Raw genomic sequence first — 13,651 nt, forward strand, 5'->3', positions numbered from 1 at the left:
TTTCGTACCAGTCGCGGCCCTTGGTGCGCTCGCCAATGATGCGAGACAGCAGCCCGGCCAACAGCGGGATGCCCAAAAAGACCAGCACGGAAGACACGATCGCCCAGAAGGAGAACTCCACCGAGGTGGTCTCCAAACCCAGCCAGCTCGGCAGGATTTGCAGGTAGAACCAGCCGAGCACCCCGAACATGACCACTTGGAACACCGAGTTGATAGCGACGAGCACTGCGGTGGCTTCACGGTCGGCGCAAGACAGGTCCGACCACACCAGCACCATGGCGATGCAGCGGGCGAGGCCGACGATGATTAGGCCGGTGCGCAGCTCCGGCTCATCCGGCAGGAAAATCCAGGCGAGTGCAAACATGAACGCAGGGCCGACAATCCAGTTCAAGATGATGGAGACGGTCATTAACCGCTTGTCTGTGGCGATTTCCCGGGTTTTGTCGTAGCGCACCTTGGCCAAGGGCGGGTACATCATCACCAACAGGCCGAGCGCGATCGGAAGCGAGATGCTTCCGACTTCGAGACTCTCAAGTGCGCCCGAAAGCCACGGCACTGCCCGGCCAAGGGCGAGGCCCGCCGCCATGGCGAGCATGATCCACACCGGTAGGAAGCGGTCAAGAAATGACATACGCTCTACTGGCTGAGAGGTTGTGTCTTCCATCTGGAATCCTTATCAATTGACGGCATTCAAAACGAACACTAAGTCTCATATTTATCACTGTCAATATAACGAGGTAAGAAGCATGAAAGATTACGTCGCCACTACAGAAAACACTGACCTCGACTGCTGCTCACTGGGCTCCGGTCTGCTCTCCGAAGCCGACGCGACGCGTTACGCGGACCTATTCAAAGTTTTAGCGGACCCCGGCCGGCTACAACTTCTCTCCAGAATCGCCGAAGAGGGCTGCGAGCCGATGAGCGTGGGCGAACTCACGCAACGCTCCGGGCTAAGCCAACCGACAGTTTCCCACCACCTCAACATGCTTACCAAGGCCGGCCTCCTAGAAAAGAGCCGCCAGGGCAGGACGGTCATACACCGGCTGCACCCGGAGCTGTTCGAGGAACTTCGCACTGTGCTGCAGATGGACTGAGGCTAACGGGCCCCACGTTCTCTGCTGAATACGTCGCCGCAATCTGGGTGTCGTTGCCGCCGGACAGTTCTTGGAAGGTGCCAACTTCACCCTCGATCCGTGTGCGATCAGGGAAATGACGGTATCCCCACTGGTGAGGACGGCAAGGTCGACGCCGCTAGTCCTGTTATGTCCATAGGGTTTTTGGACATGGAGTCCGGTGTCTTTTTGGACATGGAGTCCATGGTGTTCTTGGAAATTGCTAGCAGACCATCATGAACCACGCTGCCTGCTAGCAGATAACGAAAACAGGCTTGCAAAACCCCAGGTGGAATGTGTAGACACAGCATCGTTTTCGTGTTGTGTGCTAGTAGAACCCCACGAACCAGGCTGCCTGCTAGCAGACAAGTGCTAGCAGACAAGTGCGAGCAGACAAGACGCCGCTAGCCCACGCCGCTAGCCCCATTCGCCTCGAAAGGGCATGATAGTTGCCATGACCAACGTGCATTCGGGCGCAAGCAAGAACCCCTTCACAGACGCAATTGACTGGAAAGCGTGGTGGCAAGCATCACGCCCCCACACCTGGCCGAACGCCTTCGCCCCCGTCATCGCCGGTACGGGTGCCGCGGCGTACTGGGGTACTGAGGGTCCGCACGTGGGCAAGGCGCTACTCGCGCTCCTTGTGGCCTGGGCGTTGATAGTTGGCGTGAACTTTGCCAATGACTACTCCGATGGCGTCCGCGGTACTGATGAAGACCGCACGGGTCCGGCGCGCCTGACGGCGTCAGGAACGGTGCCGCCGGACACCGTTAAGCTCGCGGCATTTGTGGCGTTCGGTGTAGCTGGGGTGTTCGGGTTCATCCTGGCGGCAACTTCATCGTGGTGGCTGCTGTTGGTCGGCATTATCTGCATCGCCGCGGCGTGGTTCTATACGGGCGGCTCGCGTCCCTACGGCTACGCGGGCTTTGGCGAGCTGGCCGTGTTCATCTTCTTCGGCCTCGTCGCCGTAATGGGCACGGAGTTTGTGCAGACCGGATTCCTCTCCAGCGAAGGCTTCCTGTGTGCCGTAGCGATCGGTTCGATCTCGGCCGCGGTGAATCTGGCCAATAATATTCGTGACATCCGCACGGACGCCGCCGCCGGCAAGAAAACTCTCGCGGTGCGCATTGGTGATTCTGCGTCTCGAACCCTGTTTACCGTCCTCACCCTCGTCCCATTCGTAGTCACCATCCTGCTTGGATTCAGTACTCCGCTGGTGTTTGTTGGGTTTGCGGCTTTGCCGTTTGCGGTGGCGTCGATAGTAATTGTGCGCCGCGGCGCAACTGGCAAGGACCTGATCCCCGTGCTGGGGATGAACGGCAAAGCAATGCTGATCTGGTCAATCGCAACAGCCCTCGGCTTGGCGTTCTTCGGTGCTTATTTCTGGGGCCAGCCAGTCCCCTACACCGAAGGCGGCGCCGACTTCGGGTGGTCCATGCACCTGCCTACGGCTGGCATGCCATTCTAATGGCGTAGGCTGTCCGACATGCTTGATGTCTTAACCGGTTTCTCGATCATCTTCGTGGTGATTGGTGCCGGTTTCTTTCTTGCCCAGAAAGGCATCATTCGTCAAAACAATCGGCTGATGTTGAACCAGATCGCGTTCTACATCGCCACCCCTTCGCTGATTTTCTCCAGCGTCGCGGTATCCGACACCAGCGTGTTCTACTCCAAGGTGGTTGGGGTGGTGGCGGTGGCGTCCGTAGCCATCATGGTTCTGTACTGGCTGTTGAGCTTTTTTGCTTTTAAACGCCCAGTCGCCGAAACCATGGCCGGCGCCGCCAGCTCCAGCTACTACAACTCCATCAACATTGGACTGCCAATTGCCACCTACGTGATCGGGGATGCCACCTATGCCGTGCCCGTCCTGGTGCTCCAAGTAGCAATCCTTACCCCACTGATCATCACCGGCCTGAACTGGGGCGGCTCTGAAAAGGGCGCAACGCTGAAGGCCATTGTGGCCGGGCTGACCGCGCCGATGGTTGTTGCCGCTATCGCCGGGTTTGTGGTCTCCGCCTCCGGGTGGACGGTGCCCGACCCGATCATGGCGCCACTGGAAATCCTCGGCGGCGCGTCCATCCCGCTGATCCTGATGAGCTTCGGTGCCTCCCTAAAGGGCGACGGCGTCTTGCATGAAGAGCGCGTGCCAACCCTGGTGGCCTCCACCTTAAAACTGGTGGGCATGCCGGCAATGGCGTGGGCCATCGGCAGCGCGTTTGGGCTTAGCGGCTCCGATCTCTACGCCGCGGTCATCCTCGCCGCCCTGCCAACCGCGCAGAACGTGTACAACTACACCGCCACCTACCGCGTCGGCGAAACCGTGGCGCGCGACACCGTCTTCATCACCACATTCCTCTCACTGCCGGCAATGCTGGTGATCGCGCTGCTGTTCGGGCACTAGCTGGGTTTAGCGCTTGGCAAGTTCGCCTTCGATCCAGTCCTTGCGAGCCTGACGCTGCGCCTTAAACTGCGCCAGCGCCTCCGTAGCCTCCACGCGCTGCTTGGTAAAGATCAGCATGGACAGCGGGAACGCCACAATCAACGCCAGCAACGCAGAGATAATCAACGGCACCGGCGCGCCAATCAACATGGCCACGCCCTGGATCACCACCGTCAGCGCCAAAAACAGCAGCAAACGGTACAGGCCGTAGATAGCGGCCGCCTTGTTCGCGCGGGCGCGGGCGTTCGGGTCAATGGTCGGTTCTGTAGCGGTGGGTTGCGTATCGGTCACACTTCCCAACCATAATGCGGCGGCTAGTAATGTTGGAATCTATGGGACGCGTACTTCTCATCCTGCTGATCATCCTTGCCGTCTACCTCATGTGGCGCGCCTTCGGCCCGGGTTCCGCCGAACGCTACGGAACCCGCGCCCCCGAGCAACGCCCGGCCATCAAAGGCCCCGACGATGACGAAGAGTTCCTCTGGAACATTGAGAAGAACCGCTTCAAGGAACGCCGCGCGAAAGAAGAGGCGGAGCGCCGTAAGAAAGAGGAAGAGGAGCGGCGGAAGCGTCGCGAAGAAGGAAGCTAGCTGGCTGGCGCTGAAAACAAATGCGAAATCTTTCAGCGTCCTGCGGTTTTCTAGTCACATCCGTAACAAATCGAAATGTTTGCAATGAGGCCAGTGTGACAGGTGGGGTTAGCGCTGGTCAGGGGGCTTTCGGGGCTAGGCGCCGGCACCAGAGCTGGGCGTGAGCGACAGCCGGAGGCCGAGCACCTCAGCAACCGCGGCGACTTTCTCCCAGCGCACGCCCTCGCCACCATGCTCGATGGTGTGCAGCGTGGAGCGGGATACACCGGCAGCGCTGGCAACGTCCTGCTGCACGCGGCCAAGTTCGCGGCGCTGGGAAGCCAGCTGCTCCCCCAGCGCCAACAACGTCGGGTTATCGCTTGCGGGTTTGCCCACCTTCTTGCGCGGCTGACTCCTCGGCGTATCCCCGGGCTGACTTCTAGTCATCGCGCAGCCTTTTCTCTTCGTCCAACACCGCCGGCAGGTGGTGTTGGGACCAGGTGAGGGCGTGGCGTACGCCGTCGATAAGCGAAAGCTCCGGGGACCAACCAAGAACCTCACGGGCTTTGGTGGTGCGGGTGGCGCAGCCGACCACATCGCCGTCGCGCGGCGGGGCGGTACGAATGTCCAATGGGGTGCCGGTGGCCTCACCAAACGCCTCGGCAAGCTCAAAAACTGTGGTTCCCTGGCCGGTGCCCAGGTTGATGGTGGTGTGGGCGTGAGAAGTCTCGGCGAGGAAGCGCAGCGCCGCCACATGCGCACGCGCAAGGTCCCACACGTGGACGTAGTCGCGCAGACCGGAGCCGTCTCGAGTCGGCCACTCAACACCCGTAACCGTAAACGGCTCGCCAGCCGTGTGGGCCTCAATCATCTTGCCCATCGCGTGCGTGGGGTGCGGGTTCTGCAAGCCGGTGCGCATCTGCGGATCAGCGCCGATTGGGTTGAAGTACCGCAACGACAAGGAGGTAATCGTAGGCGTATCCTCCAGCACGCGCTCCACCATCCGCTTGGACGCCGCATAGGGGCTTAGCGGGTTGACCGCGCTGTGCTCATCCACCATGTAGTCCGGCCCCGGCTCATACATAGACGCCGTGGAGCTCAAAATGAACCGCGTGATGCCGTGGCGCTCAAGGGCTTGCAGCAACTCGACGGTTTTGGCCACGTTGTTGCTGTAATACGCCAGCGGCTTTTCCACGCTCTCCGGAACGATAATCTTTGCCGCACAGTGAACCACCGCGTCAATGTCGGGATGCTCGGTGGCGATACGATCGATCAGCGCAGCATCTGCAATATCGCCCTCGTAGTAATCAAAACGCTGGGCGAATACGCGCAAACCCGCAGAAAAATCATCAAGAATAACCGGCGTTATGCCACTGTCCGCACAACAGCTGGCAATGGTGGAGCCGATGTAGCCAGCCCCACCCGTAATCAAGACCTTCATGGATTAGTTCAACCCAGCGTAGGAGTGCAGGCTCGCAGCAACAAAGTTCACATACGTCATGTTAAACACCGTCATTGCCAATGCAAAGACGTTGATCCACGCGGCCTTGGAGTTCTTCCAGCCAGCGGTTGCGCGCGCGTGCAGGTAAGCGGCGTAGAGCACCCAGGTGATCATGGACACGGTTTCCTTCGCGTCCCAGTTCCAGAACCGGCCCCAGGCAACCTCAGCCCAGATCGCACCGAAGACAATGCCAATTCCGAACAGTGGCAGGGTCACAATCGCCGTTTTGTAGGTGATCGTGTCCAAGGTCTTCGCGCTTGGCAGCGGCTTAGCAATCGCGCCGAAGAAGCCGTGCTCCTGCCCCTTCGGCTGCCACATGCGCAGCAGGTAGAGCAGTGCGAACACACCGGAGACAATGCCGATGGACGCGCCGATAGACACCGAGGACACGTGGACCGGCAGCCAGTAGGACTGCAGCGCCGGCACCACCGGGGCCGCCTTCAAGTGGAACACCGTGGAGTTCAGGAACATGGTGATCACCATCGGTGAGAGCAGCCACGGCCACAGGGAGTGCCAACCCTTACGCTGCACCACGGCGGCCGCGGTCACCATGATCACCGCCGTCATGAACAGGATGTACTCATACAGGTTGCCCAGCGGGAAACGCTCCGTGGCAATGCCGCGGGTAACAAAAGAGACAATGTGCAGCGTCACACCGAACCAGACCAACGCCTGGGTCATGTTCGCCCACTGACGCGCCTTACTCACGCGGGTTTCATATTCAGCGTCCAGCGCCGCGCTATCAACCGGCTCATCAGGGCGCTCCTTGGTCAGCACCGAAGAACCAGCACCAACAGCCACCTTCTCCTCAGCGCGGGCGGTAAGCTCCGCACGCTCACGACGAAGATCCACGATGCCAAGCAGGCGACCGTAGTAAATGCACGACATGACAAGCGCGGCGATGTAAATGACAAACGCCGTGCGGAACGTCAAGTCCGAAAGTGAGGCCATTGTTGTATCCACGAGCATGTGCATTAACGTACCCCACTTACCAGGCCAATTCCAACCTTTTAGCGGGTCACAGGCCTGTTAGCAACGTCCTAGAGGTCACCCTCTTCGAACTCTTCTTCGCTCTGATCGTGGGTGCCAAGGATCACGCCCACCACTTCGTCGAATTCGCTGCCCCAGCCGGCGCGGTCCGTGCGGGCAAGGCCAGCGATCTCTACGCGAGTAACGGCCTCACCAGCCGCGGTGGTCTCCGGGTGCAGGCGCACCCACACGCGGCGGCGCTTGATGGTTAACGACGCCGCCAGCGCCGCCAACATAATCATCGTGGTTACCAGCGCCCAGCGCTGGAACGGGTCGCGGGAGATCTGGTAGTTGGCAAACTCGGCGGCACCATCAAAACGCACCGTGATCGGGCCGGCCGGATCACCCACGTCCACGCGGGCTTCCTCGCCCGGCTCAAGGGTGAGACGCTGCGTCTTCTGCAACTGCCCGGAGGCAATGAGCGACTGGTCCAGCACAAAAATGTTCTGCGGGCGGCCAGTGTCCAGGCCGGCGTCGCCCACGTACACCTCCACCGCCATCGCCGGGTCCTCCATGGACGGGAAGGCGGACTGCAGCATGTCCTGGTTCGGGCCGGTCCACTGGGCAGTCGGCGCGAACACGCCCTCAAACGCCAGCTGGTTTTGGCGGCGTTCCATCAGATCCGGATACATGCCCGCCGGCGGATCAAAACGCATCACGCCAGAGGACAAAAACGTTTGCAGGTCAGTGGGCCTAAACTGCACCATCTGCGTACGCGACTCCCCGTTCGGCCACGTCACCGTGATCTGCGGCGCAAACCCGTGCCCCTGCAGGTAGATGCGGTCCTGGCCAATGCGCAGCGGGTGGTTGACCTGCAGCGTTGCCTGCTCCCACGTCTCCTTCGGCGCGGTCACGTCATCGGTGTACGTCACGTCGGACCAAAAGCCCAACGCCTGGCCATTCGGCAGGTAATCGGAGCGGAAGTTTTGGGATTCGAAGCAGAAGGGGGTGAGCCCGGTGCCGTCGAAAAGCGAACCGGCCCTGAACACATCGAAGTTAGACGGGCTGGTGTTGCAGAACTCGCGCGAGTTTTGCACGGGCACCGCATGCTCGGATTCGGAGTTGGTGACCACGATCGCCTGGCCCTCATAAAAAGCCATCCTGCCAAGGGCGAAGGTGACAATCATGCCCACAATGCCCACGTGGAACAGCAGATTCATCAGCTCACGCGAGTAACCACGCTCCGCCGAAATAGACAGCGCGCCGGCACGGTCCTCCCCCGGCTGATACACCGCGGTGTGCCAACGGCGCAGAGCTTTTTGCGTATCCGCGCTCACCTGATCCACCGGTGCCGCCACCACCCCGGACTCATGCAACGGCATGCGCGAGAGGAACTTCGGCGCACGCGTCGGCTTCGCGCGGTACGCACGCCAGTGATCCACCGAGCGCGGAATGATGCAGCCAACAAGGGAGATCATCAGCAGCACAACGATGGCAACGAACCAGGTGGAAGAGAAAGCGTCGAAAAACTGCAGCTTGTCGTAGATCGGCCCCATCGTAGGGTTGGCCTTGAGGTAGTCATCTACCAGCGACGCACTGACCTGCCTCTGTGGCAGCAGCGCGCCCGGAATGGCAGCCAAGGCTAGCAGGAACAGCAAGATAAGCGCGGTGCGCATGCTTGTCAGCCAGTGCCACGCCTTCTTCAGCATCTGCATGTTGAATCCTTTAAATTACTGTTAAATTACTGTCTCTCCGAAACCGACGGTGAACTGACGAGTCCACCCAATAAATGTCTCCCACACGCCGCTGAGCAGCAAAATGCCAACCGCAATCATGGCGATACCGCCGATGATCTGGATCTGGCGGGAATGCCTGCGCAGGAAATCCACGCTTTTGACCGCACGCGCCGAGCCAATGGCGATAAGCAGAAACGGCAAGCCCAGCCCCAAACAGTAGGCGGTGACCAGAATCGCTCCGCGCGCCGCCGTCATGCCCTCAGTACCTGCGGCGACGGAGATGATCGCGGCCAGCGTCGGCCCAAGGCACGGCGTCCAGCCAAGCGCAAACACGCCGCCTAACAGGGGCGCACCGAAGATGGTGGCCCAGCGTTTCGGCTGCATGCGGGTGTCTTTCTGCAGCGCCGGGACCGCACCCATGAACACCACGCCCATCAGGATGGTCACCACACCGCCGATGCGCATGAGCATCTCGGCGTTGAGACGAATCATGCTAATCGCCCCGAACACACTGACCGTGGCCAACAGGAACACCACGGTAAACCCTGCGATGAACAGCGCTGCCGCACCGGCCACCGCACCACGTTTTCTGGTTACCCGCGGGCCGTCTTCCCCGTAGTTGACCTCACCGCCAACCACGCCCGTGAGGTAGGAAATGTAGCCGGGCACCAGCGGGATCACGCACGGGGAGGCAAAAGAGACTAACCCGGCCAACGCCGCGGCCAGCATGCCAAGCAGCAGCGGTCCTTCTGCCGCTAGCTGTGAAAACGCCTCCCCCATCGGCTACTCCGCCTCAAGTTCTGCAACCACGTCAAGAATGTCCTGGGCGCTTACTTCCCGCAGGAACACCGCCGCTGGGCGGTGTTCCTTGTCCAGGATCACGGTGGTTGGGATCACGGAGCTAGGCACGCCGCCAAGAAACGCCGCGGTTTTAAACGGCGGGTCATACAAAGACGGGTAGGTCACCGCGTTGTCTTTGAGGAAGTCGCGCGAAATCTCCGGGTTCGGGTCACGCACGTTGATACCAAGTACTGTGCCCGTGCCGATCTCCTCGAAGTGTTCCTGGACCTCCTGCAGATCATCAACCTCCGCGCGGCACGGGGCGCACCACTGGCCCCACGCGTTCAACACCACGACCTGGCCAGCGAAGTCATCCAGGTTGATATCGGTGCCCGGCTCCATCAGCGACTCACCGCTGAAGTTTGCCAACGGCTTGCGGTCTGCCTGGTCATAGCGGATCTCAACCTGGCCGCCTGGAGAGTGGAACGAGAACGTGCCGCCGCTATCGCCGCCAGTAGTTGAACAACCAGCAAGGGCGAGCGCGCACACAAGTGCGGGCAGGATTCGTTTCGTTCTCACAGGTAGCTTTCTTGGGTTTTTCTAGATGTGTCCGGCCGGAGTGGAATATGACCAGTCAATAACAACGTCGCCCTCAAACACAAGTGACGTCACACTTGCCAAGTCACACTCACGGCTCGCGTGCGCAAAAGGTTTGCCTTGCACGAAGCGCTGCACGGTAACAATAGGCAGCTGGTGGCTCACCAGCACCGCCTCGTGGCCTTCTGCTTTCTGGCGAGCCTGTTCAATCGCGCGATCCATACGCTGGAAAATCTCCTCGTACGGCTCGCCCCAGCTGGGCTGCCAAGGCTTCAGCATGTAGCGCCAGCGCTTCGGGTTCCACAGCTGAGAACGCCACCCCTTGGTGCGCAGCCCCTCAAACGTGTTGTCGGCCTCCAGGATGTCCTCACACGTATCAATGCTTAGGCCCGTGACCTTGGCAATCGGCTGCGCTGTCTCCTGTGCACGCTCAAGGGGGCTGGCGGCAAGGTAGGTCACGTCGCGGCCCTCGAAAAACTCCGCCGTGGCCGCAGCCATGGACTGGCCACGAGAGCTCAGGTGATAATCCGGCAGGCGCCCGTACAAAATGCGCTGCGGGTTAAACACCTCGCCGTGGCGCACAAGGTGAACGATGGTGCGCGTCGGCACAGGCGTACTTTCAGTCAGGCTTTCGGTCATGCGTTTGGCTCCGCCTGCGCCGCAGCCTTCGCCGCCGGGACCAGCGCTGCCTCAATACGGCCAAAGTCCTCATCGGTGAGCGCCGTGGACACAAACCAGGTCTCAAACGCGCTCGGTGGCGCAAACACGCCAGCGTCCAGCAGCGCGTGGAAGAACGCCGGGTAACGCCAGGTGTCCGCAGCCTTCATGTCTGCAAAGTTGTGGCCCGCACCTTCTGCGAACCGCACGGACAGCATCGTCTCTGCACGCTGGATGTGATGCGCCACGCCCTCACGGGTCAACGCGTTACTGATCAGGCTGCCCAACAGGTCCGCGTTGCGGTGCAGCTGCGGGTAAATGTCCTCAGAGGCCAGCTTCAACGAGGCCAAGCCCGCTGCCATCGCCACCGGGTTACCGGAGAGGGTGCCCGCCTGGTACACCGGACCATTCGGTGCGAGCTTCTCCATAATCTCGCGGCGACCACCAAAAGCCGCCGCCGGCAGACCACCGGAGATGACCTTGCCAAACGTGGTCAAGTCACCCGCCACGCTGTCCACGCCGTACCAGCCGGAATGGGAAGTGCGGAAGCCGGTCATCACTTCGTCCAAAATCAAAAGTGCGCCGTGCTCATGCGCAACATCCTTCAGTTTCTGGTTGAAGTTGTCCTTCGGCGCAACGGTGCCCATGTTGCCGGCCGCGGCCTCCGTGATCACACAGGCGATCTCGCCCGGGTTTTCCTCAAACGCACGACGCACCGCATCAATGTCGTTGTACGGCACCACAATCGTGTCCGCCGCCTGCGCGCCGGTCACACCCGGGGAGTCCGGCAGGGAAAACGTAGCCAAGCCGGAGCCCGCCGAGGCCAGCAGTGCGTCCACGTGCCCGTGGTAGCAGCCGTCAAACTTGATAATCTTCGGCCGGCCCGTAAAGCCGCGCGCCAAACGCACCGCAGACATGGTGGCCTCCGTACCGGAGTTGACCATGCGCACCTCATCAACGCTGGTGCGCTGCACAATGTGCTCTGCAATCTCCACCTCGGCCTCGGTCGGCGCACCGAAGCTCAAACCGTCCATCATCGCTGCCTGTACGGACTCAAGGATCTCCGGGCGCGCGTTGCCGTTGATCATCGGACCCCAGGAGTTCACGAGGTCAACGTAGGCGTTGCCGTCAACGTCGATAAGCTTGGATCCATGCGCGCTCTTGATAAAGCGAGTCTGGCCGCCGACGGAGCCGAAGCCGCGCACCGGCGAGTTCACACCGCCCGGAGTCAGTTGCTGCGCGCGGGCAAATAGCTCCGCTGAACGCTTGGTGTTGGCTGAGGTTGGCATTTGACTAAAGTCCTGCGTGGTCATGGTTGTCTATCCTAGGCCATATGAAGATCGCGTTTTTAGGCCTCGGCCGCATGGGAACTGAGCTTGCACTCAAACTTGTCAATGACCACGAGGACCACGAGCTCACCGTTTGGAACCGCACCGCATCCAAAACCGAACCTTTGGTTGCCGCCGGCGCGCGCGCCGCAGCTACCCCGAAGGAGGCGGTTGAAGGCGCTGAGCTGGTTATCACCTCACTGTTCGGGCCGGAGCAGGTCCGGGAGGTTGTCATTGAACCCGGTCTTATCGCACCCGATGTGACTTGGGCGGATTCCACCACCATCTCCCCTGCTGATGCTGCCGAGTTCGCCGCCGCCGTCCCCGGCTTCGTCCACACCCCGGTGGTTGGCACACTGCCGCCTGCCCGCGCCGGCAAGCTGGGGGTTTATGTAGGTGGAGCAGATGCTTACCGACGCCACGTGGTCGCCCAAACCGTCGCCCCCTGGTCGGCGGCCAACCCCGAGCGCCTGCGCGAAGTAGACACCGCCGCCAAGGCCGCCGTGGGCAAACTGCTGGCCAACCTTGCCCTGGCCGTGAGCCTGGAAGGCTTCCGCGAGGCGTTGGACCTTGGCCTTTCGCAGGGACTGAGCGAATCCGAAGTGGTCTCCATGCTCAGCTCCACCGGCCTGGAGTTCATCGTGAACATGAAAGCACCGTTTTTGCTGGGTGAGCGTGATGTAGATCCGGGCGATTTTTCTGTTGACGCCATTGCCAAAGACGCGCGCCTGATGCTCGACGCCGCTGACACCGACCTGCCCGCCGTCGCCGCAGCCCTGCGCTCTTTGGAAGCACAGCAGGCCGCCGGCAATGGCGACAAGGATCTGTCTTCCGTGGTCGTACACCGAGACGTGTAAGCCTTTTGGGGCTGGTTGAGGCTGGTTGAGGCTGGTTGGGGCTGGTTGGTTGTGAACGGGATGCGGCCATGCCCGGAAGAAAGAATTCAGAAATAATTCAGTGATTTCGGCCTAGCACTGAATTATTTTGTATTGCCCCTCTTAGCGACCTGAGGATACTGAATTCCTTGCCCGGTTTCGGGAAACGAATTCAGGATTCCAAACGCAGCCCTGAATTCTTTCTGAATTCTTTTTGGCGGCATCTGCTTTGGCCGACGGCAGTTCGTTTAGACCTGCGGCTTGGCGGGCTTGGCCTTGGACTGCTTCCGGAACACCCCGAACAGCACCACAACTACGAGCGCGATGGCGATGTAGTTGGCAATCTTGGCGTACTGGTCCAGCACGGTGACTACTGGCTCGCCGATCCACCAGCCGAGGCCCAGGTAAAGGAAGGACCACAGCGTCTTGGACACGAAGTCTAGGACCATGAATTTCCAGAGCGGCATCCCGGTCATGCCCATCAGCACGAATACAACGAAGGCGATGGGCAACGGAATCGGTACGTACGCCAGGAAAATACCTAGCCAGCCGAGTTTGAGCGCCCAGTGTTCAACACGCTCGATGTTCTTGGCGGCTCGTTTGGAGTTGGACGCTTGGACGTCCAGAATCCCCCTGCCCCACAACTTGCCTGCCCACCAGTAGATCCAGTCGAACTTGATGGCAACCAGCGAACCGATCAGCAGGTAGACCAGCCAGTGCGGTGCTTGGCCCACCGCCGCCAGTGCTCCTGTGGATGCCGCACCCAAGCGCGACCCCGTCAACGCCAACATGATCGGCGGGTCTAGACCCAGCAGCCACGCCCGCAGCGGGATCATGGCCAGGCCGAACAGGCCGACAAACCCGAACCAGCCAAGGCACCAGTAGTCCGCTTTTGACGGCTGACCGTTCCACGGCAGGCCGTCTTCCTCCCACCATTCCTTGTTGGCGGTTGGCTCTGCGGTGGCCTCTTCGCCGACGTTCACGTTCTCGCTCATAAGGAATCAACCTAATGCAGATCACAGTGCAGATCACAGCCTGGGTTCTAAGGGCGTGGTGTTGCGCGCGTGCATTTAGTAACACCGTGGTG

At 60.7% G+C, this 13,651-nt stretch carries 17 protein-coding genes; 6 read left to right on the top strand and 11 right to left on the bottom strand.

What is annotated here, in order from left to right; translation table 11 throughout:
- On the bottom strand, positions 1 to 631 hold a 631-nt coding region (locus tag HMPREF3101_RS10605), incomplete at its 3' end, for an arsenic resistance protein (protein WP_371327079.1).
- Between the two features lie 115 nt (positions 632 to 746).
- Here HMPREF3101_RS10605 and HMPREF3101_RS10610 point away from each other — a divergent pair.
- The 4 genes from HMPREF3101_RS10610 (at position 747) to HMPREF3101_RS10620 (ending at position 3,513) form a co-directional block, all read left to right on the top strand.
- On the top strand, positions 747 to 1,094 hold the full coding sequence (locus HMPREF3101_RS10610) for an ArsR/SmtB family transcription factor (RefSeq protein ID WP_070465433.1): 348 nt from the start codon (positions 747 to 749) through the stop codon (positions 1,092 to 1,094).
- Between the two features lie 99 nt (positions 1,095 to 1,193).
- On the top strand, positions 1,194 to 1,352 hold the full coding sequence (locus HMPREF3101_RS12210) for a hypothetical protein (RefSeq protein WP_168160193.1): 159 nt from the start codon (positions 1,194 to 1,196) through the stop codon (positions 1,350 to 1,352).
- Positions 1,353 to 1,566: 214 nt separating this feature from the next.
- Positions 1,567 to 2,580 (top strand): 1,4-dihydroxy-2-naphthoate polyprenyltransferase, encoded by a 1,014-nt coding sequence (locus tag HMPREF3101_RS10615; RefSeq protein ID WP_070465436.1) that lies wholly within the window; start codon positions 1,567 to 1,569, stop codon positions 2,578 to 2,580.
- An 18-nt stretch (positions 2,581 to 2,598) separates the two neighbouring features.
- Complete coding sequence (locus tag HMPREF3101_RS10620) at positions 2,599 to 3,513, top strand: AEC family transporter (protein WP_070465438.1); 915 nt, start codon at positions 2,599 to 2,601, stop codon at positions 3,511 to 3,513.
- A gap of 6 nt (positions 3,514 to 3,519) precedes the next feature.
- On the opposite strand, the gene HMPREF3101_RS10625 is transcribed toward HMPREF3101_RS10620, so the two are convergent.
- Positions 3,520 to 3,843 (bottom strand): DUF4229 domain-containing protein, encoded by a 324-nt coding sequence (locus HMPREF3101_RS10625; protein WP_070465440.1) that lies wholly within the window; start codon positions 3,841 to 3,843, stop codon positions 3,520 to 3,522.
- A 41-nt stretch (positions 3,844 to 3,884) separates the two neighbouring features.
- Here HMPREF3101_RS10625 and HMPREF3101_RS10630 point away from each other — a divergent pair, with 41 nt between their 5' ends.
- Entirely contained in the window at positions 3,885 to 4,142 is a 258-nt protein-coding gene (locus HMPREF3101_RS10630; RefSeq protein ID WP_052206471.1) for a hypothetical protein, read from the top strand.
- A gap of 135 nt (positions 4,143 to 4,277) precedes the next feature.
- Here HMPREF3101_RS10630 and HMPREF3101_RS10635 read toward each other — a convergent pair whose 3' ends face one another.
- The 8 genes from HMPREF3101_RS10635 to hemL all read right to left on the bottom strand — a co-directional run bounded on the left by HMPREF3101_RS10635 (position 4,278) and on the right by hemL (position 11,674).
- Positions 4,278 to 4,568 carry a helix-turn-helix domain-containing protein gene (locus HMPREF3101_RS10635; RefSeq protein WP_070465443.1) on the bottom strand — a complete coding sequence of 97 codons (291 nt, stop codon included), beginning with the start codon at positions 4,566 to 4,568 and terminating at the stop codon, positions 4,278 to 4,280.
- Positions 4,561 to 5,562, bottom strand: coding sequence for a UDP-glucose 4-epimerase GalE (galE, locus tag HMPREF3101_RS10640; protein ID WP_070465446.1), 1,002 nt, complete (start codon positions 5,560 to 5,562; stop codon positions 4,561 to 4,563). Before galE ends, HMPREF3101_RS10635 begins: the two co-directional genes overlap by 8 nt.
- Positions 5,563 to 5,565: 3 nt before the next feature.
- The gene (ccsB, locus tag HMPREF3101_RS10645) at positions 5,566 to 6,591 is read right to left on the bottom strand and encodes a c-type cytochrome biogenesis protein CcsB (protein WP_070465462.1); all 1,026 of its coding nucleotides are present in this window, start codon (positions 6,589 to 6,591) and stop codon (positions 5,566 to 5,568) included.
- 71 nt (positions 6,592 to 6,662) lie between these two features.
- A complete protein-coding gene (locus tag HMPREF3101_RS10650) occupies positions 6,663 to 8,306 on the bottom strand; it encodes a cytochrome c biogenesis protein ResB (RefSeq protein WP_070465448.1) in 1,644 nt (547 codons plus the stop codon).
- 21 nt (positions 8,307 to 8,327) lie between these two features.
- Positions 8,328 to 9,107: a cytochrome c biogenesis CcdA family protein gene (locus HMPREF3101_RS10655; RefSeq protein ID WP_052205481.1), complete on the bottom strand. Its 780-nt coding sequence runs from the start codon at positions 9,105 to 9,107 to the stop codon at positions 8,328 to 8,330.
- Positions 9,108 to 9,110: 3 nt separating this feature from the next.
- On the bottom strand, positions 9,111 to 9,686 hold the full coding sequence (locus HMPREF3101_RS11980; RefSeq protein ID WP_052205482.1) for a TlpA disulfide reductase family protein: 576 nt from the start codon (positions 9,684 to 9,686) through the stop codon (positions 9,111 to 9,113).
- A 21-nt stretch (positions 9,687 to 9,707) separates the two neighbouring features.
- Entirely contained in the window at positions 9,708 to 10,343 is a 636-nt protein-coding gene (locus HMPREF3101_RS10665) for a histidine phosphatase family protein (RefSeq protein WP_070465451.1), read from the bottom strand.
- Positions 10,340 to 11,674 (bottom strand): glutamate-1-semialdehyde 2,1-aminomutase, encoded by a 1,335-nt coding sequence (hemL, locus tag HMPREF3101_RS10670; protein WP_083280223.1) that lies wholly within the window; start codon positions 11,672 to 11,674, stop codon positions 10,340 to 10,342. The genes HMPREF3101_RS10665 and hemL overlap by 4 nt, the downstream gene beginning before the upstream one ends.
- Before the next feature lie 20 nt (positions 11,675 to 11,694).
- On the opposite strand from hemL, the gene HMPREF3101_RS10675 reads away from it, so the two are divergent.
- The gene (locus HMPREF3101_RS10675) at positions 11,695 to 12,546 is read left to right on the top strand and encodes an NAD(P)-dependent oxidoreductase (protein ID WP_070465454.1); all 852 of its coding nucleotides are present in this window, start codon (positions 11,695 to 11,697) and stop codon (positions 12,544 to 12,546) included.
- Between the two features lie 266 nt (positions 12,547 to 12,812).
- Here the strand turns inward: HMPREF3101_RS10675 and HMPREF3101_RS10680 are convergent, their stop codons facing one another.
- Entirely contained in the window at positions 12,813 to 13,559 is a 747-nt protein-coding gene (locus tag HMPREF3101_RS10680) for a DedA family protein (protein ID WP_070465456.1), read from the bottom strand.
- Positions 13,560 to 13,651 lie beyond the last annotated feature (92 nt).

The organism is Corynebacterium sp. HMSC29G08 (assembly GCF_001806875.1).
Taxonomy (GTDB): Bacteria; Actinomycetota; Actinomycetes; order Mycobacteriales; family Mycobacteriaceae; genus Corynebacterium.